The organism is Arthrobacter sp. 05T423 (assembly GCF_056396245.1).
In genome coordinates this window covers 26,126-49,472 of the sequence record NZ_JBFTLC010000027.1, presented here as the reverse complement: position 1 = coordinate 49,472, position 23,347 = coordinate 26,126, and the positions used below count along the sequence as shown (strand labels likewise).

Annotated in this window: 22 protein-coding genes and 4 pseudogenes; 17 read left to right on the top strand and 9 right to left on the bottom strand. The window is 64.6% G+C overall.

All coding sequences use genetic code 11. From position 1 onward, the window contains the following. Positions 1–56 precede the first annotated feature (56 nt). Positions 57–1,928, top strand: a complete 1,872-nt coding sequence (locus AC1DFE_RS17880) for an O-antigen ligase family protein (protein WP_476907212.1) — start codon at positions 57–59, stop codon at positions 1,926–1,928. A 621-nt stretch (positions 1,929–2,549) separates the two neighbouring features. On the opposite strand, the gene AC1DFE_RS17875 is transcribed toward AC1DFE_RS17880, so the two are convergent. Further along, positions 2,550–2,753 carry a hypothetical protein gene (locus AC1DFE_RS17875; RefSeq protein ID WP_476907211.1) on the bottom strand — a complete coding sequence of 68 codons (204 nt, stop codon included), beginning with the start codon at positions 2,751–2,753 and terminating at the stop codon, positions 2,550–2,552. Between the two features lie 638 nt (positions 2,754–3,391). Between AC1DFE_RS17875 and AC1DFE_RS17870 the strand changes: the two genes are divergently transcribed. Both AC1DFE_RS17870 and AC1DFE_RS17865 read left to right on the top strand, forming a co-directional pair. Continuing rightward, on the top strand, positions 3,392–4,384 hold the full coding sequence (locus tag AC1DFE_RS17870) for a DUF5996 family protein (protein ID WP_476907210.1): 993 nt from the start codon (positions 3,392–3,394) through the stop codon (positions 4,382–4,384). A gap of 41 nt (positions 4,385–4,425) precedes the next feature. Next, positions 4,426–4,775 (top strand): annotated as a pseudogene (locus AC1DFE_RS17865) (UBP-type zinc finger domain-containing protein). A 512-nt stretch (positions 4,776–5,287) separates the two neighbouring features. Here the strand turns inward: AC1DFE_RS17865 and AC1DFE_RS17860 are convergent. Then, entirely contained in the window at positions 5,288–5,494 is a 207-nt protein-coding gene (locus AC1DFE_RS17860) for a hypothetical protein (protein WP_476907209.1), read from the bottom strand. A gap of 118 nt (positions 5,495–5,612) precedes the next feature. Continuing rightward, positions 5,613–6,008 carry a hypothetical protein gene (locus AC1DFE_RS17855; RefSeq protein WP_476907208.1) on the bottom strand — a complete coding sequence of 132 codons (396 nt, stop codon included), beginning with the start codon at positions 6,006–6,008 and terminating at the stop codon, positions 5,613–5,615. A gap of 232 nt (positions 6,009–6,240) precedes the next feature. Here AC1DFE_RS17855 and AC1DFE_RS17850 point away from each other — a divergent pair, with 232 nt between their 5' ends. Further along, positions 6,241–6,474, top strand: coding sequence for a three-helix bundle dimerization domain-containing protein (locus tag AC1DFE_RS17850; RefSeq protein WP_476907207.1), 234 nt, complete (start codon positions 6,241–6,243; stop codon positions 6,472–6,474). Between the two features lie 136 nt (positions 6,475–6,610). After that, positions 6,611–8,125 (top strand): CYTH and CHAD domain-containing protein, encoded by a 1,515-nt coding sequence (locus tag AC1DFE_RS17845; RefSeq protein ID WP_476907206.1) that lies wholly within the window; start codon positions 6,611–6,613, stop codon positions 8,123–8,125. 74 nt (positions 8,126–8,199) lie between these two features. Here the strand turns inward: AC1DFE_RS17845 and AC1DFE_RS17840 are convergent, their stop codons facing one another. Then, positions 8,200–8,823: a GIY-YIG nuclease family protein gene (locus tag AC1DFE_RS17840; protein ID WP_476907205.1), complete on the bottom strand. Its 624-nt coding sequence runs from the start codon at positions 8,821–8,823 to the stop codon at positions 8,200–8,202. A 285-nt stretch (positions 8,824–9,108) separates the two neighbouring features. Here AC1DFE_RS17840 and AC1DFE_RS17835 point away from each other — a divergent pair, with 285 nt between their 5' ends. Then, the gene (locus AC1DFE_RS17835) at positions 9,109–9,570 is read left to right on the top strand and encodes a universal stress protein (protein WP_476907204.1); all 462 of its coding nucleotides are present in this window, start codon (positions 9,109–9,111) and stop codon (positions 9,568–9,570) included. A gap of 112 nt (positions 9,571–9,682) precedes the next feature. Here the strand turns inward: AC1DFE_RS17835 and AC1DFE_RS17830 are convergent, their stop codons facing one another. Next, positions 9,683–10,621, bottom strand: coding sequence for an endonuclease/exonuclease/phosphatase family protein (locus AC1DFE_RS17830; protein ID WP_476907203.1), 939 nt, complete (start codon positions 10,619–10,621; stop codon positions 9,683–9,685). Between the two features lie 240 nt (positions 10,622–10,861). Between AC1DFE_RS17830 and AC1DFE_RS17825 the strand changes: the two genes are divergently transcribed. Both AC1DFE_RS17825 and AC1DFE_RS17820 read left to right on the top strand, forming a co-directional pair. Beyond that, entirely contained in the window at positions 10,862–11,110 is a 249-nt protein-coding gene (locus AC1DFE_RS17825; protein ID WP_476907202.1) for a hypothetical protein, read from the top strand. 91 nt (positions 11,111–11,201) lie between these two features. Next, positions 11,202–11,573, top strand: a complete 372-nt coding sequence (locus tag AC1DFE_RS17820; protein WP_476907201.1) for a CUE domain-containing protein — start codon at positions 11,202–11,204, stop codon at positions 11,571–11,573. A 74-nt stretch (positions 11,574–11,647) separates the two neighbouring features. On the opposite strand, the pseudogene AC1DFE_RS17815 reads toward AC1DFE_RS17820, so the two are convergent. Beyond that, positions 11,648–11,758 (bottom strand): annotated as a pseudogene (locus AC1DFE_RS17815) (CsbD family protein); the annotation flags it as partial. A gap of 313 nt (positions 11,759–12,071) precedes the next feature. On the opposite strand from AC1DFE_RS17815, the gene AC1DFE_RS17810 reads away from it, so the two are divergent. The 4 genes and pseudogenes from AC1DFE_RS17810 to AC1DFE_RS17795 all read left to right on the top strand — a co-directional run bounded on the left by AC1DFE_RS17810 (position 12,072) and on the right by AC1DFE_RS17795 (position 14,822). Then, positions 12,072–12,467, top strand: coding sequence for a hypothetical protein (locus tag AC1DFE_RS17810; protein ID WP_476907200.1), 396 nt, complete (start codon positions 12,072–12,074; stop codon positions 12,465–12,467). A gap of 39 nt (positions 12,468–12,506) precedes the next feature. Further along, positions 12,507–13,691 carry a cation:proton antiporter gene (locus AC1DFE_RS17805; protein ID WP_476907199.1) on the top strand — a complete coding sequence of 395 codons (1,185 nt, stop codon included), beginning with the start codon at positions 12,507–12,509 and terminating at the stop codon, positions 13,689–13,691. Between the two features lie 475 nt (positions 13,692–14,166). Then, positions 14,167–14,271 (top strand): annotated as a pseudogene (locus AC1DFE_RS17800) (hypothetical protein); the annotation flags it as partial. Between the two features lie 107 nt (positions 14,272–14,378). Then, positions 14,379–14,822: a YncE family protein gene (locus tag AC1DFE_RS17795; protein WP_476907233.1), complete on the top strand. Its 444-nt coding sequence runs from the start codon at positions 14,379–14,381 to the stop codon at positions 14,820–14,822. Positions 14,823–15,551: 729 nt separating this feature from the next. On the opposite strand, the gene AC1DFE_RS17790 is transcribed toward AC1DFE_RS17795, so the two are convergent. Continuing rightward, a complete protein-coding gene (locus tag AC1DFE_RS17790; RefSeq protein ID WP_476907198.1) occupies positions 15,552–15,773 on the bottom strand; it encodes a hypothetical protein in 222 nt (73 codons plus the stop codon). Between the two features lie 179 nt (positions 15,774–15,952). Beyond that, entirely contained in the window at positions 15,953–16,360 is a 408-nt protein-coding gene (gene mscL, locus AC1DFE_RS17785; RefSeq protein ID WP_476907197.1) for a large conductance mechanosensitive channel protein MscL, read from the bottom strand. Between the two features lie 739 nt (positions 16,361–17,099). Here mscL and AC1DFE_RS17780 point away from each other — a divergent pair. Continuing rightward, positions 17,100–17,746, top strand: a pseudogene (locus AC1DFE_RS17780) (IS110 family transposase). 513 nt (positions 17,747–18,259) lie between these two features. Here the strand turns inward: AC1DFE_RS17780 and AC1DFE_RS17775 are convergent. Then, positions 18,260–19,063 carry an IclR family transcriptional regulator gene (locus AC1DFE_RS17775; protein ID WP_476907196.1) on the bottom strand — a complete coding sequence of 268 codons (804 nt, stop codon included), beginning with the start codon at positions 19,061–19,063 and terminating at the stop codon, positions 18,260–18,262. 59 nt (positions 19,064–19,122) lie between these two features. Between AC1DFE_RS17775 and AC1DFE_RS17770 the strand changes: the two genes are divergently transcribed. From AC1DFE_RS17770 to AC1DFE_RS17755, 4 genes are read left to right on the top strand one after another with little or no spacing between them, the layout of a single operon-like run. Beyond that, positions 19,123–20,145 carry a 2-dehydro-3-deoxygalactonokinase gene (locus AC1DFE_RS17770; RefSeq protein WP_476907195.1) on the top strand — a complete coding sequence of 341 codons (1,023 nt, stop codon included), beginning with the start codon at positions 19,123–19,125 and terminating at the stop codon, positions 20,143–20,145. Between the two features lie 9 nt (positions 20,146–20,154). After that, complete coding sequence (locus AC1DFE_RS17765) at positions 20,155–20,769, top strand: 2-dehydro-3-deoxy-6-phosphogalactonate aldolase (protein WP_476907194.1); 615 nt, start codon at positions 20,155–20,157, stop codon at positions 20,767–20,769. A 47-nt stretch (positions 20,770–20,816) separates the two neighbouring features. Next, positions 20,817–21,965 carry a galactonate dehydratase gene (gene dgoD / locus AC1DFE_RS17760; RefSeq protein ID WP_476907193.1) on the top strand — a complete coding sequence of 383 codons (1,149 nt, stop codon included), beginning with the start codon at positions 20,817–20,819 and terminating at the stop codon, positions 21,963–21,965. Positions 21,966–21,970: 5 nt separating this feature from the next. Beyond that, positions 21,971–23,287: an MFS transporter gene (locus AC1DFE_RS17755; RefSeq protein ID WP_476907192.1), complete on the top strand. Its 1,317-nt coding sequence runs from the start codon at positions 21,971–21,973 to the stop codon at positions 23,285–23,287. The last annotated feature ends 60 nt before the right edge of the window (positions 23,288–23,347 follow it).

Genomic DNA, 23,347 nt, shown 5'->3' with positions numbered 1-23,347 from the left:
GCTCAACGGATAGGGTTGGTTTGAAAGATGTTGGGGGAGAGGGCTGCAGTATGCGCATGGAACGATTGGCTGCCCGGCTGCCGGGCCTCTGCACCATCCTGATGGCGGCTTCACTGCTGGCCGTGCAGCCGGGCGGGCTGTTCCGGTTTGTCTGGATCAAGGTCCTGGTGGTCATGATTGCCGTCCTCGCTGGCCTGTTCTCGCCGCCAGGTGCCCGGCTTCCGCTGGCAGTCAAGACTGCGCTTGCCGCCTGCGCAGTGTGGATCGTCGTCGCAATGCTTCTCTCCGACGCGCCTTTGGTCAGCATGGCCGGACGCTGGCCGCGGTACGAGGGCCTGCTGATGCTCGGCGTTTACGTGGCCGTTTTCGCCGTGGGCGCCAAGGTCCTGGGCGGCCACTCTAGCAGTCGACGGCGTACCCTTCTTGCCATGTCGCTGGCAGCTGCCGGAATTCTGGTGTTCGTCATCGCGGTACTCGAAAGCGCCGGGCTGCGGCCACTGGGCGGGGCTGTCGATGTCCGGCCCGGAGCGACTCTGGGCAACGCCACCGACCAGGGGCTGATCGGCGTCGTTATCACCGGAGTCCTGGCCGCCCAGGCTGAGCCGGACAGGGCGTGGCAGGTGTGGCTGCGCAGGTTCGGACTGCTCGCCGGTTCCGGGGCAGCTGTTCTTTCCGGCTCCCGGGCTGCGCTGGCCGCGCTGCTGATCGTGGCCCTGTTCAGCGCCTGCACCTGGATGAAGGGCAGGTCATGGACATGGCCGAAAATCGCGGCCGGGGCCGCGTTCACGGTGGCGGCCACCGCCGTCGGCGTCCTGCTGGCCCCGGGCACCCGCGAACGGCTGCTGTCACCCGGAACCGTGGACGGGCGGTGGCTGCTGTGGGACCAGGCCCTTGGACTGATCGCCGACCACCCGCTTTCCGGTGTCGGTCCGAGCGGCTTTGTTGATACCCTGCCCCGATATCTGGTGACTGAATGGGCGCGTACCGTGGGGGACAGCTACCCGGCGGACTCGCCCCATAACTGGCCGCTGCAGGCGCTGGCCGCAGGCGGCCTTCCCCTGCTGCTATTTGTGGTGCTGCTGATCGCGGTTTCCGTGGCGGCGGTGGTCCGCAGGATCAGGGACTCGCAATCTGCCTCCGACCGGCGCTACCTGGCCGTGATGCTCGTAACGGTGGCGGCGTACGCAGTGGCGCTGCTGACGCACTTCACATCCATCGGCACCACGGCGCTTGTGGCCTTCCTCTGCGGCGGGCTCGCGGGGCACGAGTCGGCTGCCGGAACTCCAACCGCTAGCGGTTTCCTCCCAACGTTTGCCGACGGGAAAATGCGGGCCGTTCCCCGGCTGGCGGGGGCGTTGCTGGTTCTGACCGGACTCGGGCTTGCTGTTCCCGCCACGGCAGCGGAATGGCCCATGGGCGCCGGAGCCAGGGCGGCCGCAGGAGGGAACTATGCCCAGGCCGAGCAGGCGTTCAAGCAGGCCTGGCAACTCAGGTCCTGGGACAGCGACACGGCTCTGCTTGCGGCCCAAGCCTTTGCCGGGCCGGCCACCGAGGGGGAGCAGCAGGCAGCGCGCTATGCCGTGGAGTGGGGGACCCTCGCACGGGAACGGACGCCGCACTCCCAGGAAGCGGGCACGGCCCTGGCCCTTGGCCATCTCTACAGCGGTGAGGTGCATGAAGCCAAGGATCTGCTGGATGCGCTGATCGCCGAAGCTCCCGATGCGACGGCGCTTTACATTCACCGCGGGGTGGCACAATTCGGCCTCGGCCATCCGGCGGAGGCAATCAGTGACCTGGAACATGCCGCAGCGCTTGACCCTGCACTGGACACCCCATGGAGGGTCCTGGCCAACATTTATCAGCGCTTGGGCAATAGCCAAGAGGCTTTTACTGCAACGCGGCGTGCGGACGCGCTGGCGAACCCTTAGTTCACAATTTCCGCCCATATAGTTTTATGCTCAAGAATGCCGCAGGGAAAGATCAAGATCAACGCAGTTTTAGGAAATACGCGCTGCTTTTCATATTCATCTGGCGCTGACTGTCTTCCTTGTCCATGCCAAGTGCCTTGGAATTCGCCAAGGGAATATGTTGCCATCAATTAGCTAACAGGCTGCCTAGATTGAGATAGTCAGGACCACAAGTCAGCCAGCTAGGCCGTGTCTTCCTGCAGTTCGAGGGCCTCGGTCACTTTTCCGCCGGAGACCGTAAACACGATGGCTGGCCCACTGGTCCAGAGACTCGCCGTCGCGCTCGGCGTGGTTGCCGTGTCTCCCACAGCATCGACGGAGACCCGAGGGCGGGGCCCTGGCCGATCGGGGATGGCCAGAACCATAAAGAAAAGGGTAAACTGGAAGTCGTACACTATGTCCGGTCATATTAACAGCTTCACATAATATCGGCTATCAGCGTTCGTAACCATGGAGTCAGCCAATGCAAGAGCACAACGTGCTCTTAGGTTATTGCGGACCCTATACACGAGTCGTCGCTGACACGGCAACCGCAATCGGCTGTCCGGTCACCCATCGACCCGGCGAAGCCAACTGTTCCGTTCAGTGCCGGCTCTCAATGGCCACGTGCATGTTGGCGACTCCGATGAGCGTTATTGGGTGGTCGGGCGTGTCTTCGAGTTCCAGGGTTATCAGTCCGTCGTCCTGCTGGGAGGTCAGCACCCGGAAGCGCTGGCGTTGCAGGGTGAGGACGTCCCCGGGGCGCACGGCCTTGAGCCGGGTTGTATTGTGTGCGTCGTTATTCATCGTGCGCGGCTCGTTCTCTACGGCCCGTTCATGGTTTGACGGGACGGAAGTTGTGGACCGCCAACGGGCTGCGTCATCGCACGGATGGACCCAGTTCAGTGGGTCTGGCTCCGGATGTCAAACCCGGCACGCCGCCCGGCCACGCCACTGACCGGGAGCCGCCGCCTTCGCCCGACAGTGCCGGGGTTTCCCGATTGTCCGGGGCGCCACTGATGGGGAGTGTGGGGTTAATGGCGCTGCGGGGTGTGGAGGGTTTCCGGCCGGTGGTCCAGCCTGGCAGTGCGTCCTCGAGCGACTGCGCCCTTGCGGGGTGGAACTGGCAGTGGCCAGATCCCGAGTTCACGTTCTTGCCCGGTGACGGCGGGTGTGCTGCGCGGCCACGGGTTCCCCGCGGCCCGGTAAGCGATGAGTTCCTGGAACCGGTCGTGCCATTTTTTCTGGCGGGTGATGTCGGCGGGTCGGCGTCCCTGCGCCGCCGGCGCAATCATTGCGCGAGTTCCCGTTCTAGCCGGGGATCGCTCCTCGGCTGCGGCCGCGGACGGGAGATAGCCTGAGAGCGGACGCGTCGCCAGCGTCGTGCCGGATGAACCTCCGGCAGGGGCGGCGGCCGCGGGCAGGACCGGAAGTGAGGCCGTGCAATGGAAGTCCCTGCGCTGAAGGGTGCCGGCAGCGCGTGGCCGGAACTCAGGATTCAGGACTGGGCCGGGACCCGGGATACCCTGCACCTGTGGACCCAGATCGTCGGCAAGATCCGCATGGCCCACGCGCCGATGTTGAACCATTGGTGGCAGGTGACGCTCTACGTCACCCCGCGCGGGCTGACGACGTCTTCCATCCCCTACGGCCATGACGCCTTCGACATGGAATTCGATTTCTGCGAGCACGTCCTGCGGTTGCGCACCAGCAACGGTCTGAGCGCCAACGTCAACCTCAGCCCGAAGCCTGTGGCCGAATTCCATGCCGAGACCTTCGATGCCCTGGGCCGGCTCGGCATCGAAACCGCCATCCGGGCAGTGCCGAACGAGGTCGAACCGGCCATACCGTTCGCCGAGGACTACCTCCATGCCTCCTATGACAGCGAGGCCGTCCGGCTGTTCTGGCACCAACTGATCCAGGCGGACCGCCTGCTCACCGTGTTCCGGTCCCACTTCCGGGGCAAGGTGAGCCCTGTGCACTTCTTCTGGGGAGGAATGGATCTGGCCTGCACGTGGTTCTCCGGCCGGCCGGCGCCCAGACACCCGGGACGGGTCCCGAACTGCGCCGACTGGGTCATGGAGGAGGCTTACTCCCACGAAGTCAGCAGCAGCGGCTTCTGGCCCGGCGGCGGGGACGAGGGTGCGTTCTATGCCTACGCCTACCCGGAGCCGGCAGGGTTCACCGGGTACCCGGTGGAACCAGCCGACGCAGTCTACGACCACGAGTTGGGACTCTATCTGCTGCCCTATGAAGCCGTCCGCCGCGCGGCCGACCCCGACCAGCATGTGCTGCAGTTCCTGCATTCCACCTACATTGCCGCAGCGGAAGCCGGGCGCTGGGACTGGGCCGCGCTCGAGACGAATCCCGACAGGTTGCGGCGTTCGCCGGCCCGTGGACCCGGGGGGCCGCTCCCCGGGGCGGGCCCGCGGGCGTAAAGTTGGCCCTGTTCCACGCGCACCCGAGCGAGGAGGCGGCCATGGGTGATACCCCCGGCATCGACGTTTCGGTGCCGCCCAGCGGGACCGGCTGCCTTGAATGTGAAGCCGGCGGGGGCTGGTGGCTGCACCTGCGGCGGTGTGCGCAGTGCGGCCACATCGGCTGCTGCGATAACTCGCCCTCCCGGCACGCCACCGGCCACGCCCGCTCCACGGGGCACCCGGTCATCCGCAGCTTCGAACCGGGCGAGGACTGGTTCTGGGACTACCGCAGCTCCACCTATTTTGACGGCCCGGAACTGGCGAGCCCCCGCCGCATCATCCGGCGGACCAAACGGCCCCCGGACCCGCCCCACGCGTGCCTGACGACTGGGAGGACCAGTTGCACTGACACCTGGGGAAGCGGGGGCCTGCGGCGAGGCCTTCTGGGTGACGGGTTCAGGACGCCTGCCTCGGCGTCACGGCGGCGGCTGAGGCATTGCGCGAGATCCCTCTCCGTCTTGTCCTGGGCACTGCGCGACGGGTAGCGGCCGGTGGCCTCGACCGTGGCAAGCACCTGATACGTGCGTTTCAGTCCGGGGCACCGCGCGCCTGGCGGATCCTTTGGATGCTGCGGCGTGTTCCGCGTGCAGGTCCCGGTCTGCGGCCTCCGCCGCGGCGATGTGCTGCGCGGCCGCGTACCTTGTGGTCCTGAGGAGGCCCGGTCGGGTATCTCCGAGCGGGTCCTGACAGCTTCGGTGAACTTGTCCAGGAACGGATCGGCGTCGGGGTGCTTTGAGAAGGGAATCAGCAGTCCCCGGTGGTCTTCGGTGACTCTCAGGCGTGTGTGCGCGGCCTCTGGGGTCAGGGTGAAGGTCCGGGTCCTGGCCCATAAGCGGAAGGGCAGGCTGCGCTTCCAGGTCATCACTTCGCCCTCGATTTGCTGCACGCCAGCTTGACGGGCCTTCGGCCGCCGGACGGGGTGATGTGGACTGTATCGCCGGCACGTACCGGACCGTCGGCTTCCAGAATGCCGGATTCCGAGACGCCGAAGTTCGTGCCGTCGGTAATGACGTGCCACACCGTGGAGGCGCGGGCATTAATCAGTACTTCGGCTTGAAAGAAACGCACCCCATCCACGCTACCGGTGCAAGTTGAACGTCAGGTGGCCTGCGCACTGTCGCGCCGCCCACAGAAAGGGTTCCCGTGCAGCTTCCGCGCGGGCTGCCAGGGCATCCGCGATCCTTGGTCAGTCCGACGCCTTGAAGGCTTCGACGAAGAGCCGGGCACGTTCATTGATGTACTGCTCCAGCGGCACGAACACCGTTCTCGAGTCGGGGCCCCGCCCTCGTCCCACACTGGCGATGAAGAGGTCCGAGGTTTCCGTGTCCAGAAGAAGCCGTGGCGGCGGAAACCACTCCGTGGGGGAGTCCTCGGGCCTGCTGCCCTGAAGATCCTGAAGGCGTCCCATCTGCACGTACGGGATCAGGGCACTGGCGAGCGGGGCACCGTCCTTCTGGCCGGAAAGGGTCAGTTCACCACCGCGGGTGACGCCGAAGTACACCGCCCCGCGCGAATAGTATGAGATGCGGTCCTCCCGGCGAGTGAACCGTGCATCAGCAATGGGGAACGACACGTCGGGCATGGCCGCGAGTATCCCTGCCCGCTCGTAGGTCCCACGCGTCTGATCCCCCAGACGTCGAAAGAACGCCCCAAGCTCGTCCAGCCGACGCCGCAACAGAACGTCGTCGTTCCCGTGCATGCGGCCGATGATACGCCGGAGCGCACGGGTGGGATACGGTCCATCGGATTACCGGGGCCGGATCAGGTCCGGCCCCGGTCTTGACCCTCCGGCTTCCCGACCCGACACTGGGTGGGTGAACGTGGAAACAGAGGGCACTGAAAACAGGGAACTCATCGTCTCAGGCGTAGTTGACCGCCTTGCCCTTCGCTACCCGAAAGCCCCCCGGAGGCACATCACCGACGTCGTTGACGACGAGTATGACGCCCTGGACGGGGGCCGGATCCGCACCTACATTCCCACGCTTGTCGAACACAGCGCCCGGGACCGCCTGGACCGCGAGTTCGCCCGCCGGCCCGCCGAGAGCTGACCCTCACCCCAGGCCTGCTCCCTGCGCACTCGCCCCTGACCGGGCTGCCATCCCGTCTCCCCGACCAGCGCGGCATGAAAAATTGGGACATGTTTTTCTTACTGACGCCGGGTGTGGCCGGACGTAAAATGCGGCCATGGGCACCGCACCAGTTGTTGAAATCGAACGCAAATACGACGTTGAAAACTCGGCCGTCCTGCCGCCATTACAGGACCTGCCCGGGGTCCGAGGTGTTGGGCCGCCGGTAGAGCACCAGCTCAGTGCTGAGTATTTCGATACCAAAGACCTCCGACTGGTATCGCACCACATAACACTGCGACGGCGGACCGGCGGAGACGACGCCGGGTGGCACCTAAAACTTCCCTCAACTGTGGACGAACGGCACGAACACCCCGAACCGCTCGGCAAGGAAACCGACACCATTCCCGACGCCCTCCTTGACCTGATCCGCGTGCACACCAGGGACCGGAAGCTGCTCCCCGTCGCGCGGCTAACCACCAAGCGCACAGTGCACCGCCTTCGCGGAAAGAAAGACGGCCTGCTCGCGGAAGTGTGTGATGACCGGGTGGAGGCCGAAACTCTCCTGCCTCCGCAGGCGACCCGCCGCTGGCGGGAATGGGAAATTGAACTCATCGACGGGGACCGGGACCTCCTGGACGCCGGAGACAAGCTGCTCGCCGCCGCCGGCGTCAGGCCAGCCGCCCAGGGCTCCAAGCTGGCACGGGCCCTGGGCATCAAACCGGCCACCGGCCCGCAGAAACCACCACAGCCCAAGCGGAAAGACACCGCGGGCGTTGTCCTGCTCGCCTACGTGCGCGAGCAGGTCCAGACCCTCAAAGACCAGGACCCGCTGGTGCGGCTGGATACCCACGACTCAGTGCACAAGATGCGCGTCGCGACCCGGCGCATGCGCTCCGTCCTGGCCACCTACCGCAAACTCCTTCGCGACGCCGACAGCATCAGGTTCGTGCGCGACGAGCTACGGTGGCTGGCCGGAGTCCTGGGAGAAGCACGGGACGCCGAGGTCATGCACGCCCGCCTCAAGGACATGATCGCCCAGGAACCGGCCGAACTCATCCTGGGCCCGGTCACCCGCCGGATCGATATTGAGCTCGGAGCCGACTACCAAAAAGCGCACGCCAACGTACTCGAGGCCCTTAACGGGCAGCGCTACTTCCGGCTGCTCGACACCCTGGACGCACTGCTCGCCACACCCGGCCTCACACCCTTGGCGGGTAAACGGGCTGACAAGGTCATCCCCAAACTCATCCACAAAGACGTCAAGCGGCTCGCCGCTGCCGTCCTGGAAGCCCGGGACAATCCCGCCGGCATCACCGACCACCCGGCACTGCACGAGGCACGGAAAGACGGCAAGCGCCTACGCTACGCCGCCGAAGCCGCCGCCCCTATTGACCGAAAGAAGGCTGCGTATCTCGCCGACGCAGCGCACAGCGTCCAGAAAATCCTCGGCGACCACCAGGACAGCATCGTCACCCGCAAACTGCTGCGCCGCCTCGGCGCGGAATCCTTCCTGCAAGGCGAGAACGGCTTCAGCTACGGCCGTCTGCACGCCCTGGAACAAACAGCAGCCCTGGAAGCGGAGGCCACATTCCACACGGAATGGAAGAAGTTCCCATCCCCAAAGCTCTAGAAACCACAACCCGCGCCGGTCTGCACGGAACTGGGCCCGTGTAAACCGGCGTCGCCGTCGTCACCCTGTCCGGACTAAGCTTCCTCCCGATGGCCTTGAGCCGATGCCGCTCCTGCTCCTGTTCCTGCTCCCATCGGCTGGATGGTTCGGCGCGCTCCGGCAGTCGGAGGTGTTGGCTCCTCCTGCCAAAGAACAGGGCTGGCGGGAACCGGGAGGAGCGGTGAGCGGCGCCGGTCTGCCGGATGGTTCCTGACGCGCCGCCAGGGCCTGAGGTACGGGTCCAGGGCGCTGGTCAGGGCGCGGTGGTAGGTGTCGGGCTGGGGGAGTTCGCTCCAGCTGATCAGCAGGTGGGTGCTGATCCATTCCGTCATTCTGGCGTTTTCGTCCCGGTTCAGCGGGGGCCTGTTCGAACCCGTCCGGGGCCGGAGCCTGAGCCGGGCGGCCAGGACTGCCACCAGGGATTTTCGGAGGGCTGACGTGCGGCGGCCGGTCGCGTCAGCTTCAACGGACCCAGCGATATTCGTCGCAGCTCCCAGATAGAGCGGACGGTCAGTGCCCTCAGGGCTGGTTTCAGCCTCCGTGGTGTCCCGGATTTCCCACCATGCATAGACACCAGGAGCCTCCGGAAGGGCGAGCCGGCCGGTAAAGGGGACTCGCTGTCCGGGGTCCAGCAGGGAACGGTAGGGAACATCAGCCACCCTTTGAATGTACAGTCCGTGGCCGGCGACTCATGCCGCGGGTTGGACGGCGGAGCCTTGCCAGGCGGTGACCTGAGCGGGTTCCTTGCTGGCGGTGAGCGCAGGAGCGCCTGAGCCTCCGTTCCCGAACGCCACCACCGGGCCCGGTGTCTCCGGTTATCGCTATCCTGTGGCGTATGGAACCTGTTCAACCGGGCGTGCAGTGCGAACAGCCTGCTGCGTCGGCTGCGTGCCACCGGATTCATGGACGGTGAGTATTGGCCCAGGGGGCCTTTGGTCCTGGGCGTGGCATGGAATTTTTCGGCGGAACTGGTGGCTGCGGCCGCCGGGCTCGCGGCTGCGCTGGGAGTACATCTTGTGTGCGCGTTCGTGGACCCGGGCAGTTATTTGACCGAGCTGGACCAGGACGGGCCGCGGGAGGCCCAATCCCTCGATCCGACCGTCAGCGACGAAGCCGCCTTCCCGGCGGGAATGCTGCGGCAAAGACTTGAAACGGTCCTCGGTCCGGCCGGGAGGGAATGGACTTTCCGGGTACTCAACGGCGCCGTCGCGCCGTCACTTGCCCGCCTGTCCAGGAGCTCCGGCGCGTCCCTTCTTGTCGTCGGTGGTCCCCGGACCGGTCTCCTCGCAGGCATGGAACGGTTCCTTGAAGGCTCGGTATCCGAGGTCCTTACCCGCCAGCAGAATCTGCCGGTCCTCATCGTCCCCTGCAGCGCAGGCAACGGCCCATCCCACAAGCTACGGTGACGGCGCCACGAGAGAAGGACGTCCAGCCGCCGGCCGCAGGCCAGATACCCGTGTTCTTAGGCCGGCCCCGTCTTCTTAAGCAGGCCCCAGCCGGTTCGGGTGCGACAGGTCTTTAGTTGATGGTGGCGGTGACGGGTGCGTGATCGGGTACTGTCGCGTCGCGGCGGCTGGAGGGCGTGTTCCCGATGGTGGTGATGTCCTGGGTGTAGGTGTCGGCGCCGGCCAGGTTCTGGATCAGGTCGTGGCTGAGCAGGATGTGGTCGATGAGTTCCTTCTCGCCGCCGTGGCGGCGGGAGAAGCGGTGTTCCGCGGGGATCCTTGCGGCGATGTTCCATAGCCGTGTGGCGTCGCCGGCGTCGGGCCGGTCGAATCCCGGGGTGCCGATCTGGGACCCGTCCGGCCCGTACAGCAGCTGGGTGGTGGCGGCCAGTTCCGTGTCGTTCATGTCGCCCAGGACGATGAGGTTCCTGGCTCCTGCTGCCAGCACGCTGTTCGCGTAGATCCGCACCGTAGCAGCTTCCATGGTCCGCCGGTAGAGCGCGTAAGCGCCGTAGCGGGCGCGTTCATCCTCGCTGGAGGGGTTGAACCTTCCGCCCGGGTAGGTCAGGAGCTTGGATTTCAGGTGCGCGGTGATCAGGTCCAGGTCCCGGCCACCGGCGGCGGTGGTTCTGATGTGCAGGGCTCCGCGGCCCATCGACGCCGCGGTGTCGGCGGGCGCGTCTCCGACCTGGACCGGGACCAGCGGCGCCGGAAGTGCCGTCAGGTCCAGCGCGGCGGTGACCGGTGTGCGGCTGAGGAACCCGACGCGGATCCCGCGGGTGTCCGGATGCTGGGACAGGACGGTGTGCCAGCCGACCCCGAGCCTGCCGGCCAAGTCATCCAGGGCAGAGGGGTCGCCCACTTCCTGCACGGCGACCACGTCCGGGGCCAGTGCGGTGAGCCGGCCGGCCAGGTAGTCCAGTTTCGCCTCGTAGACGGCCTGGGTCCGGGGGCCGTACTGGTTTCCGGGACGGAAGAAGTTCTCCAGATTCCACGTCGTGATCACCGGCATCTGATTCGCTCCTCCACTTCGGTGTCGCTGGCACCTGCCACGCTATCGCCGCCCGGTGAACGGCGGGTGAGCGTTTCCTGTGGATTCGGGAGCACAGCATCGTGACGATCCCTGTCATCGTCGGCAGTTGCTGACGAACGCAGGTGACCGGGCCAGAAGCCAGCCTGGTGGCCGTGGGCGCACGTTCTTTCCACGGTCCGCCTTCACCGGCTGTTCGTCCGGGGATGGTTCTATTGGGGTATGGACACGAACGCTGGCAACGACTTTGACGCTGTGCCTCCGCCCGGCTGGGCGGGGACTTTTAAGCGGGGACAGGAAGTCCAGGTCAGGGAGGCCGGCCATGCCCCCGGCACCGGGGTCATCGACGACATGACGCCGGACGGCTCGGTAGTATGGGTGTGGGTCGACGGGAAGGCCCCCCGCAGGATGTTTTTGGCCGGAGACCCCGTCATGATCCTCCCGGAACTGGAAACCCCCGACGCCTTCTAGCACGGCCACATCGCACGTTACGATCGCGGCGTCGAAGGAGCACCAAAAGGTCAAGTGTTGACCGTACCGAGGGCCGGGCCGAAAATTCACCATGGGAGCCACTGAAGAGTTGCGGGCCCTGACTGGCGTTGTAAACCGGCTCGCGGAGAAGTTCCCCCAAGTGCCCAAGGAACAGATCGAGGACGTCGTCCAGCAGGAGCACCGTTCACTGGACAGCGGAAGGGTGAGGGACTTTGTCCCACTCCTTGTCGAACACGCCGCCCGTGACGGTCTCGCGCTTTTACCCCGGCCCCTGTTCCCGTCAGCGGAGGTCTTCGCCGACGGAAAAACTGAGGGGCAGCTAACTCAGTCGCGGAAGACTGGCTCCCCCACGAAATCGCCGCCGTGGTTTATCCTGGCGTTCGCCGCCGGTCCATTCGGTTCTCATTCCCGTTCGCCACAAACTCCCTGCACCGGGGGATAGCTGTTGGTTTTGCGCTCAGTGCCAAGGAAAGGGTGCGACCCGCACCCGGATCGCACCCTCCGGCTTAACGGCGGCTATTCCTTGAAAGCGTCCTTGACCTTTTCGCCGGCCTGCTTCACATCTGACTTGGCCTGGTCGCCCTGACCTTCGGCCTTCAGGCTTTCATCGCCTGTCGCCGCCCGGGCGCCAGGACCCGCTCACTAGCGAGGGCGGAAGGTGGGGTAACCGCCGGTGGATCCAGTGCCGGCCAAGGAGAACCGGAGGCTGCACCTCATGTGGATGGGGCTGATGCAGCCGGCATCCGTGGCGGCCCCGGCTGACTGTGGAACCCACTGCGCACGACGCCGTTGACCGTGTGCAAACGGCATGAGTACTGTGAGCCTACTATCCATCCGCGCCATGGAGGCAGAAATATGGGCAGCAATTCCGCGAGCAGCTTTGACCGCGGATTCCGCACCGCCAGGGCACGCCGATACCGCTGGCCAAGGAGCGCAACGCATGCCTGACGAAAACAAAGGCGAGGTCCGCTGGTTGCCGGAACCTGAGGTGCAAGACTATCCCGGCGCGGCGGAGTATCTTTCGTTACTTGTTTCTGAAGACGTCGTTGCCACCATTGTCGCCTCGCTCATGGACGCCCCGATCCAGCATCGCAAGGCCAAGGACATTCTCCGTGCCGCGCGGCTGGTCCTGCTGCCCGAGGACAACGCCCACGTGGCCTCGGACCTGAAGAAAATCAAGGACGGCAAGAAGCTCGCTCCCATCCTGATGGTCAGGGGCGACCTGACCCGGGGCATACCCGCGCAGGTGGCCGATGGCTACCACCGGGTCTGCGCAAGCTACTACACGGACGAAAACACCGGCATTCCACTCAAACTGGCCGACGCGCCCCGGTAACCGACCCAAGTCAACCGCACTGCCGGCAGAAGGAGGAACGTGTCATTCCTTCAGCTTGCGCTGATCGCCGCGGTCGGGCTCCTCGGGCCGCTGCTGGCGCTGCCGCGGGCATGGCACCTTCCCGTGGTGCTGGGACAGTTGCTGGCTGGTATCGCCATCGGGCGCACCGGCCTGGGCCTGGTGGACTCCTCGGATCCCACGTTCATCTTTGTCGCTGACGTCGGGTTCGCCCTGATCATGTTCGTCGCCGGTACGCACGTCCCCGTGCGGGACCGGGCCATCCGCCCTGCACTTGGCCGCGGCGCCCTGCGTGCCGGCATCGCAGCGGCGCTGGCGGCCGCCGTCGGAAGCCTCATTGCCTTTGCCTTTGGCACCGGACATGCTCCCCTTTACATCGTTCTGCTCGCTTCCTCTTCGGCAGCCTTGGTCCTGCCGATCGTCGATTCGCTACGCCTGACCGGACCAAAGGTCTTGACGACGACGGCGCAAGTGGCGGCAGCAGACATCGCCTGCATCGTGGCCCTTCCCCTTGCCGTGGACCCACCCAATGCGCCGAGGGCAGCCCTCGGGGCAGCCGTTGTCGCAGCGTGTGCAGGGGTGTTGTTCGTCGTGCTCCGCTGGCTGGAGCGCAGCGGCACACGGGCGCGGGTGCATGATGTGTCTGAGGACCGGAAGTTCGCCCTGGAGCTGAGGATCCAGTTGGCCTTGCTCTTCGCACTCGCCGGGCTTGCCGTCGCTGGCCACGTGTCCATCATGCTCGCCGGTTTCTCGTTCGGCCTCGTGGTCGCAGCCGTGGGCGAACCCCGGCGACTGGCGCATCAACTCTTCGCCGTCAGCGACGGCTTTCTGGGGCCGGTGTTCTTCGTCTGGCTGGGCGCATCACTGGATCTGCGCACCCTCGCCGGAAGCCCCAGAATGATTCTCCTCGGCATCTGCCTTGGGCTCGGAGCCCTGCTGGTCCACTCTAGCCTGCGGCTGCACGGCCAGCCCCTGCCACTGGCGGTGCTTGCAGCATCCCAGCTAGGGGTGCCGGTTGCCGCGGCCACCATCGGCACCCAATTGCAATTGCTGGAACCCGGAGAAGCCGCGGCCATGATCCTCGGAGCCCTCATCACCATCACGGCAAGCACCATCGCCGGCTCACGGGCCGCCCGCACATTTGCCCAGCCCGCCCCGGCGACGGCGGCCAAACCGTCCGATGGCGGCCCGCACGCGGCTACATAGACGTCCCTGCCGGGCCAGCCCAGCAAGCAGCTCGTAACGCCGAACGGCTTTTCCCTCACCGCGTGCTCCGCAAGCCCACCATGATGCGGCAACTGAAGCGCTCACCGTTCGGATCGGACCCCTCAGGGCAGCCCTCCGCGGCCGCGGTCTTGAAATTGCTATCGATAGGCGCCAGGAAGAGTTCACGAAACGAAGGGAATCTCCGGCCGACGGTGGTAGCTTCACGTCTTATGGGGGACTGTGGGCTTCTTCTCGTCCTGTTTGGCGCAACCAGAACGGACGACCATAGTGGAATCACTGACCATCGGCCCTGCAGAAACGCTGCAATGGCAAGCCCTGGGCGAACGCAGGCGCCGACGGGTCCGTACGCTCACTGCCCTGTTGCGGGACTTGCCGTTGCGATAAGCACCCCAGCCTTGCCGGCCCCTGCGCAGGCCTACATAGCCCGACCGGGACGTTTGCGGCCCATATCCCAGTGGGGAAGAACCCTACTGACCTCAAGATCAATCCGGCGGGAACCCGTGCCTACGTGGCGAACGAAGGGTCCGCATCGCTCTCCGTGATCGACACGAGGACCAGGACGGTCACCAAACGATCCCGCTGGCACCGCACCCGAACGCTGTCGCCATCAACCGCGCCGGTACCCGTGTCTATGTTAGAAGCGGGGACGCGATCAGCCGCAACACCGTGTCGATCATCGATGCCGGCAGGAACGTCGTCACCAGCACCGTCAAGGTCGGCCCCGACGCCGACGGTCCAATGGAAGTCAGCAAGGACGGCACTCGGCTGTACATTCCCCGCCGCTCTGGGCTCTCGGTTACCGACGCAACCACCGGCACAAGCATCGCCCAGCTAAGCCTGCCGACGACCCCCCGAAACAACCTCCTCAACCGGGACGGCACGCGGCTGTACTTCACCTCGGCAAGCGGCAACGCCGACGATATCCAGGTCATCGACACGACGAAGAACACCTTGGCGGCCCGGATCCACACGCCATTCGTCCCGGGCGGCATAGCCCTCGACCCATCCGGACCGCGTCTCTTCGTCGGGAAAACCGGATCGAAGAGTTTCGCAGTCGTCTCACATCAACGAACACGTCCCGTACCTGAGCGTGGCACGGCCGGGAAATGAGCCCGCCTGGACCCATCCGGACAGCACATCTACACGATGTGGGGCGGCCTACTCGTCGGCCAACCCAACCAGTACACGGAATTCGCCGTAACCGAGCCGGCCAGCGGCAAAACATCGACTTAATCCCTCGTACCTCGTCCGGTGGAAGAAATTTCTGGCGCGGCAAAAGGCGGGGAATATGGCGATGCAAGTACCGCACTGCCGACATCGACCCGGGGCAACTGGAGTTGGAGGACATTGAGCTGCTGAAAAGACGTAAAGGGTGGCAAAACCCAATGACGGGATCGCCTAACGTCGACTTTAACCGTCCGGACTAGCTGATGATGGAAGCCCTCAAAACCAACGGCTAGCGACAGCAGTGGCTTGTAGGGTCGGGGCGTGTGCTGTGTGCTGTGTGCTGTGTGCTGTGTGCTGTGTGCTGTGACCAGATTTCAGGGTCTGACCCGCCGCCTCGCCGTGTGCAACGCAAAAGTGAGAGCTTTCGCTCCCGCGGCCATGCACAAAAGCACCATGAAGGCCGGCCAGTTGGAACAGGAAAAGCAGGAGGGCCACTACAAGCGTTCCGATGAACGTAAGGGCGTAGGGCAAGGTGGAAGCCTCGGCTATGGGCAATATCGGGTCGATCATTATTAGTATCAATCGAGATCTTCATTGTGCAGGTGAAGTTACTTCCTGCGAAAGCGCAACGAGCCCGGCGGTTTCAGCCGCCGGGCTCGTTTCGTTGGGTGGTTAACCGACTTTGCCGGCGAGGGCGACGAGCACCCCGGCTGTAGCGAAGTATTTGTTGCTTCCGAGGTCGCGGATCGTTTTGATGCCCAGGCCTGCCAGGAGTTCGTCATGTTTTGCGGTGAGACCTGCGAGGGCTGACGGCGGCGCGGCTAGGACCTCGTCCAGTGTTGCATTCTCAAGCGATTTATCGAGTGCTTTGCCCAGTTCAATCGAGACAGCCATGTCTTTCGTCCTTTCATCGGCGGATGGGGGTGCGCAGTCCGCCGTGGCCCCAAGGTTTGGGGTGGTGGGCGGTAACGGTGGTTCCCGCGGAGAGGTGTCCCACGCGGTTTTCCACCGTCTTATCCGGGCCTGCGCTGCCGGTAAGTTCAACAGTTATGGTCAACGGCCCGTGTCGGGGACTAGTTGCGGGATTGGCCTTGGAGGGAATCGCGGATTTCGGTGAGCAAGGCGATCTGTGGGTCCTCTGCTGCTTCTTCCTTTACATCCTGGTTGATACCCAGGCGGCGGTTGCGTCGTTCGATCATGTGGTTCATAGGCATGACGATGACGAAATAGATGGCTGCTGCCACCAGCAGGAAGTTGACGATAGCGGTGAGCAGCACACCGAATTTAATGTCGTTCCCGTTAAGGGTGACGACACCGAAGCTGTCGAAGTTCGGTGAGCCCACCAGGGCTGCAATGAAGGGCATGAGGACGCTTTGAACGAGGGCGGTAACTACCCCACCAAAGGCAGCACCGATCACGACGGCGACGGCAAGGTCTACGACGTTGCCCTTCATGATGAAATTCTTGAAACCTGTCAGCATGAGCTCAAGCTACCGCAAGGTAAGCCGTTTGTGACCAGCAATTATCAAATCTTCACCTGTGTCATTGTCCCGGGCGGCCACTGCTGATCTACCAGTCCCGTAACCGACAGTCGAGCAGCTGCGAGAGGCCGTTGCCGGGACGGATCCCGCTTTGCGTCCGGTGTCGTGGTCTTTCCGCTTGGCTGTGCAGTGACCGCCGCTGAGTGGCCGCGGCGACCTTGCCAGCTCTCAGGTGCCCTGCTTGCCAACATCGGGGGCGGGCTTATTCACATTCTGTTGGTTGTCGCGTGGTCGTGCTGATCATCGACTTCGTCCGTGGCCGGTCCCGCGTCTGACTGCGAAACGATCTTCGACGACGCCAGACCGGGGGATGGGCGCAACGTTTCGGGGCAACGGGTCTCGTAGGGGTTCCTGCTGAAATCAGAAATCCGTATTAGCTCCCCAGGTCCGCTGCCGCGGCCCTCCGTGGAAGGAGAAAACGAGTGCCCGCCTCGCCGTTTCGTTTACTTCAGACCTTCCGGGCAGAAGCAGGCGGGTTGATACTTGTGGCGTGTTCCGGATGCGTCCCTGGTCTGCCTATGGTGCCTGTGAGCCCGTGTATTAGCTTGGTGGCGGAGGGCCCTTCGTCCGCGGGGACCGTGGACTGTTGCCTCGAGCACGAACGTTAGATTTCTGCCTTTCCTTGCCCTCTCGTCCGGGACACACACTACGATCCGACAACGGCGGAAGGGCCGGAATCATGGATGTTCTATTCAAACGGTGCGCGGGACTGGATGTGTCCAAGCGCGACGCAAAGGCCTGCGTGCGTATTGCGGACGGTCCGAAGATCATGCAGACGATCACGACATGGACCTCGATGACGAACCAGGTACATGAACTGGCCCGTCACCTGCTTTCCGAACGCGTGGGCCGGCTCGTGCTTAAGGCGACCAGCGATTACTGGCGTCAGTTCTACTTCATCCTGGAGGAGGCCGGGCTCAACGTGCAGTTGGTCAACGCCCGGGATGCCAGGAACCTGCCCGGTCACAAGACGATGTCTCGGACGCGGCGTGGCTGGCCCAACTCGGCGCTCACGGGCTGGTCCGCGGCTGTTTTGTTCCGCCGGCCGATATTCGCCGGATCCGCGACCTAACCCGGGCACGGACAGCGATCATCGATGAACGCTCCCGAGAGGTCCTGCGGCTGGAGAAGATGCTCGAGGACTCAGGGGAGGACATTGGTCTACAGGCGGAGCTTCGCCTCGTTCTCGGAGGTCGCGACCCAGCCACAACATGTGACATTGCCACGCTCATTGCCCCAATCGACTTCGCCAAGTCCGGTTTCGTAGGGCTATTTCGACTATTCCAAGCGCATGTCAGGCGCTTTTGGTGTCAGGTTTGGGTATAGTTCAGGCTGACGGCGCCAAAGTTACCGGCTTCCAGTGTGGACTTCGGAGCTCTTTGGCGGTGTTCTGGTGGCGCTCTTTGTCGTCAGTTACCTATGACCAGGGTGCTGGCGGCTGCCTCGATGACGTGGCCTGGCTCCGTGGTGGTTCTACGCGCCATCTATCGATCACAGAACGCCGCCAAATAACGCCGAAAGTCACAGTTTCCGCCGACTTGCCCGGCTCCAGGCGAGCCGGATGAAATGTCTTTAAAAGCTGTTGTTTTTCTAGACTACTGGTAGCAGGACTTCAGATCGGTTGGGGTTGTTCTCGGGCGGGTCGTAAGGGAATGGAGCCAGCCCGCGATGAGCAGGGCAGGTCTCAAGAGTCGAGGTCAGAAGTGATGTCCCTGCCGGCGACCCGTCGAACGACATCCGAAGCGAGGTCGCCACGGCCACTGCACTCGAAGTCGACGCTTACTCGATGTTCGGTGCGCACTGCTGGACAAATTCGACACGAGAGAACCAGGCGACGGATTACCGTGCCGGTCTGTAGCCCATCTCCCCTGAAATTGCTGCCGCAATTTGCTTCACCGGCGGGAGGAGTTCGCGCATGCGGTCCGCCGGCATGTAGGGGGCCGTTGCTGAAACGCTGATGGCACCCACGATGGACCCTGAGCCGTCGCGGACTGGGGCCGCCACGCAGCGGATTCCCGGTTCGTTCTCCTCCATGTCGTACGAGTAGCCGCCCTTGCGGTAGTGGTTCATGCGCGCGACGAAGTCTTCCTCTGCCTTGGCGCCTGCCTTGCGGGCCGCAGGAGAGGCCGCCGTCGCGTCTGCTGGGGTCTCCGCGCGCCAACGCTCCACCCATCCCGCGGCGTCGTCGTCCAACAACATCGCCTTGCCGATGCCCGTGCGCGTCAGAGGCATGCGCAGGCCGACTCGTGAGCGCATCTCCGCGCCCCGCTGGCCCGGGATCTTCATCAGGTAGAGAACCGACCCGTACTCGCGGACTGCCAGGTGTACGGTGTCAAGCACTTGGGCCGCGAGGCCCTCCAAGTGCGGTCCTGCGACCGTGGGCAACGGGTTGGCGTAGAGAGCGCCGAACCCAAGCTCGATCAGGGTGGCCCCCAGCCCAAGGCCCGCTGGCGTCTCCCGCAGGTAGCCCTCGCTCCTCAGAGCCTGCAGGAGGCGGTGCACTGTGCTGCGCGGCAGTCCCGTGGCTCGCTGGAGCTCCGGGGCGTCCCTCGCGCCGTTCGCCACGAGGCGCACGAGCGATAAGCCATTGAGCAACGTTTGGGCGCCCTTCGGCGTGCCATCGGACTTCGTCGTGGAACCCATATGTCCCACTATATGGGTTGTAGTTGAACAATGTGGGACGCGCTGTCTATTTTCGTGACATGGAACACCCCACTTCCCCCGGATTGCCCGCTCTCGTGGCGCTTGACTGGGGCACTTCTTCCCTCCGCGCGTGGTCGCTCGACCGTAACGGCTCCGTCCTGTCGGTGACGACCTCCCGTGACGGCCTCCGTACTGTCGGTGCCCGCGCGGCCGCCTCGCGAATGGACGCCGCACAGGCGTTCGCCCAGACGTTGGCCGAGCTGTCCGCCCGGCTGGGTGCACCCGGCGTGCCTGCGCTGGCCTGTGGCATGGTCGGCGCTGACGGCGGCTGGATGACGGCCGCGCGCCTCGAGCTCCCGATCCCGGCCATGGCCTGGGCTTTGGAGCCGATGATGGTTCAGGATGCCTCACCAGCGGTCGGCATCGTTCCTGGGCTAAGAACCGCGCCGGATGCGACGGGATCGTGCGATGTCATCCGCGGGGAGGAGACGCAAGTCATCGGGGCACTTGCCCGCCTGGGCGGCCCCGCGGAGGCTACGCTCATCCTTCCCGGAACCCACACCAAGTGGCTGCGCGTGTCCGGCGGCGAGATCGCCGACTTCGCCACGGCCATGACCGGCGAGCTGCACGCGGCGTTGCTGGACGCCACGATTCTGGGTGATCCGGCCCGCCGCGCCGATCCGGCCAGCGTGGCCGACACGGCGTCGAACGCCGCGGCGTTCGACGCCGGCGTGGCGCACTCGCTCACTCATCCCGGTCAACCGTTCGCCGCACGCCTTTTCAGCGCCCGCACCCGCTACCTCTCAGGCGAACTGGTCCCCGCCCGCATCTCGTCTTACCTGTCCGGTCTGCTCATCGGCGACGAGACTGCAGCGATGGTCACAGGGGCCGTTGCCTCCGGGGCCCCGATGGCGTTGTGCGCCGACGGTCCTCTGGGCGCCCTATACCAGCGGGCCCTGTCCGCCCAGGGCGTGCCAGTGCCGCTGCTGGAGGACACCGCGCTCGACGGCTTGCGCGCTGTGGCCCGCGCCTGGGGACTTCTCCCGGCCACTCTCTCTGCTACTTCCATTCCCTCCGTCTAAAGGATCGTCATGTCTTCTTCCTCCACCGGACTCATCGCCATCCTGCGCGGTCTCACCCCCGAGGAGGCACCCGAAATCGGCCGCGTCCTCTATACCGCCGGCTTCCGCTCCGTGGAAGTTCCGCTCAATTCCCCTGCCCCGTTCGAGTCCATCCGGCGGATGCGCAGTTCGCTGCCTGCAGACTGTTCTGTCGGGGCCGGGACGGTGCTCACCGTCGAAGACGTCCTGCGGGCCCGCGAAGCTGGATCAGACATCATCGTCTCGCCAAATACCAATGCCCAGGTGATCCGGGCCACCGTGGCCGCGGGGATGCGGAGCTACCCGGGCGTAGCCACGCCCACCGATGCCTTCACCGCCGTGCAGGCCGGCGCCACCAGCCTCAAGCTCTTTCCTTCCGACGCCGTCGGCATTGCCGGAATGAAGGCGTGGTTGGCAGTGTTGCCGGCCGATGTGGAATTGCTGCCGGTGGGCGGCATCGACAGCTCGAACATCGCTGCCTGGGCTGCCGCTGGTGCCGGGGGTGCCGGCATCGGCTCCACCCTATATAAGCCCGAACGCAGTGCCGACGACGTCGCCGACCGCGCCGCCGGACTCATAGCCGCCTGGCGGAACGCCACCACCTGACCATGAACCGCCTCCGCCACAGGCTGAGGCGAACTATAGGAGAAAACATGAAAATTACGTCATTGACGACGTACGCAGTGCCCCCACGCTGGCTCTTCCTGAAGATCGAGACCGACGAGGGAATTACCGGCTGGGGTGAGCCCGTGATCGAGGGTCGGGCAGCTACCGTTGCCGCCGCAGTCGAGGAACTCTCGGACTACCTCGTTGGCGAAGACCCCAGGAACATCGAGGACCTGTGGACCGTGATGTACCGGGCCGGTTTTTACCGCGGCGGACCGATCACCATGAGCGCCATCGCGGGCATCGACCAAGCACTCTGGGACATCAAGGGCAAAGCGCTGGGCGTGCCCGTGCACGAACTGCTCGGAGGCAAGGTCCGCGACAGCATCCGCGTGTACTCCTGGATTGGCGGAGACCGCCCGGCTGAGACAGCCGCCGCGGCCAAGGACGCCGTTCAACGCGGCTTCAGCGCGGTGAAAATGAACGGCACAGAGGAACTCCAGTACGTCGATACCTGGGACAAAGTGGAACGGTGCCTGGCCAATGTCCAAGCCGTACGCGAAGCCGTCGGGACGAACATCGGCATCGGCGTGGACTTCCATGGCCGCGTCCACAAGCCAATGGCCAAGGTGCTGATCAAGGAACTCGAACCCTACAAGCTGATGTTCATCGAGGAACCCGTGCTCTCCGAGCACGCCACTTCTCTGCTGGACGTCATGCGAAACACTCCGACGCCGATCGCCCTGGGTGAGCGCCTCTATTCGCGCTGGGACTTCAAAGACATTATTGCCAGTGGGGCAGTCGACATCATCCAACCGGACCCCTCGCACTGCGGAGGCATCACCGAGTCCCGCAAGATCGCCCACATGGCCGAGGCCTACGACGTGGCGGTCGCCTTGCACTGCCCGCTCGGTCCGATCGCCCTCGCGAGCTGCCTGCAGATCGATGCCAATTGCTACAACGCCTTCATCCAGGAACAGAGCCTGGGCATCCACTACAACGAATCCAACGACCTGCTCGACTACATCCAGGACCCCTCCGTGTTTTCCTACGAGGCCGGCATGGTCAAGATCCCGAGCGGACCCGGCCTGGGCATCGAAGTCAACGAAGACTACGTCATAGAACGAGCTGCCACGGGCCACCGCTGGCGCAACCCGGTCTGGCGGCACTCCGACGGCTCCTTCGCGGAATGGTGAAGACAATGACAACAGCCAATAAGACACAGGGACCCAGGCTGACGGTCACCCCTAAGGCTTCCAGGGCCAGAGTACTCATCGCGGTCATGCTCTTCGTCACCGTGGTCATCAATTACATGGACCGCGCCAACCTCTCCATCGCAGTCCCGTCAATCGCCCAAGAGTTCAGCCTCAACCCGGCAGAACAGGGACTATTGCTCTCCGCCTTCGGCTGGACCTACGCGGCCCTGCAGTTGCCAGGCGGATGGCTGGTCGACCGGGTCCGCCCCCACGTGCTCTACGCGTCTTGCCTGATACTGTGGTCCCTGGCGACAGTCTTCATGGGCATGGTCGGCGGCTTCGCGGCACTGATCATACTGCGCCTGCTCGTCGGCGGCTTCGAGGCACCTGCCTACCCAATCAACAATAAAGTGGCCACCTCCTGGTTCCCCGAGCGGGAACGGGGCACCGCCATCGCCTTTTACACCTCCGGCCAGTTCATCGGCCTGGCCCTGCTGACGCCTGTCCTCTCCTGGCTCCAGACCCTACTCAGCTGGCACTGGGTCTTCATCGTCACCGGCGCCGTCGGCATTATATGGGGCGTGGTCTGGTACATCAGCTACCGGGGACCGAAGCAGATGCGGTTCGTCAACCAGGCCGAAATCGACCTGATCAGCAGCGGCGGCGGTCTGGTGGACCTCGAGAACACCGCCACCGAGAAGCGCAAGTTCGCCTGGACCGACGCCCGCACAGTGCTCTCCAAACGCAAGCTCTGGGGTATCTATCTGGGCCAGTTCTGCCTGACTTCCACTCTCTGGTTCTTCCTGACCTGGTTCCCCACCTACCTGGTGAGCTACCGCGGTATGGACTACATCAAGTCCGGTTTCCTGGCCTCGCTGCCGTTCATCGCGGCCTTGGTCGGAGTGCTGGTCAGCGGCGTGCTCTCGGACTGGATGATCAAGCGCGGCAAGAGCCTAGGCGTGGCACGCAAGTCCCCGATCATTGCCGGCCTGCTGCTCTCGACCGCCATGATCGGTGCGAACTTCACCGACAGCACCACGCTGGTCATCGTGTTTATGTCGGTCGCGTTCTTCGGTAACGGCCTGGCGTCGATCACCTGGTCGCTGGTGTCGGCGCTGGCGCCCCAACGCCTGATCGGACTGACCGGCGGGATGTTCAACTTCATAGGCAACCTCTCGTCCATCGCGACGCCGATCGCCATCGGGCTGCTGGTTTCAAAGACGAGCTTCGCCCCCGCGTTCATCTACATGACCGTGATCACTGTACTCGGCGTCATTTCCTACCTGCTGCTTGTCGGCAAGGTCGAGCGCGTCAAAGAGTAACTGCTGCTAGCGCGCACCCCAAACGTTTTCGACGCCCCAGACGCCCCCGTCAAAATCCCA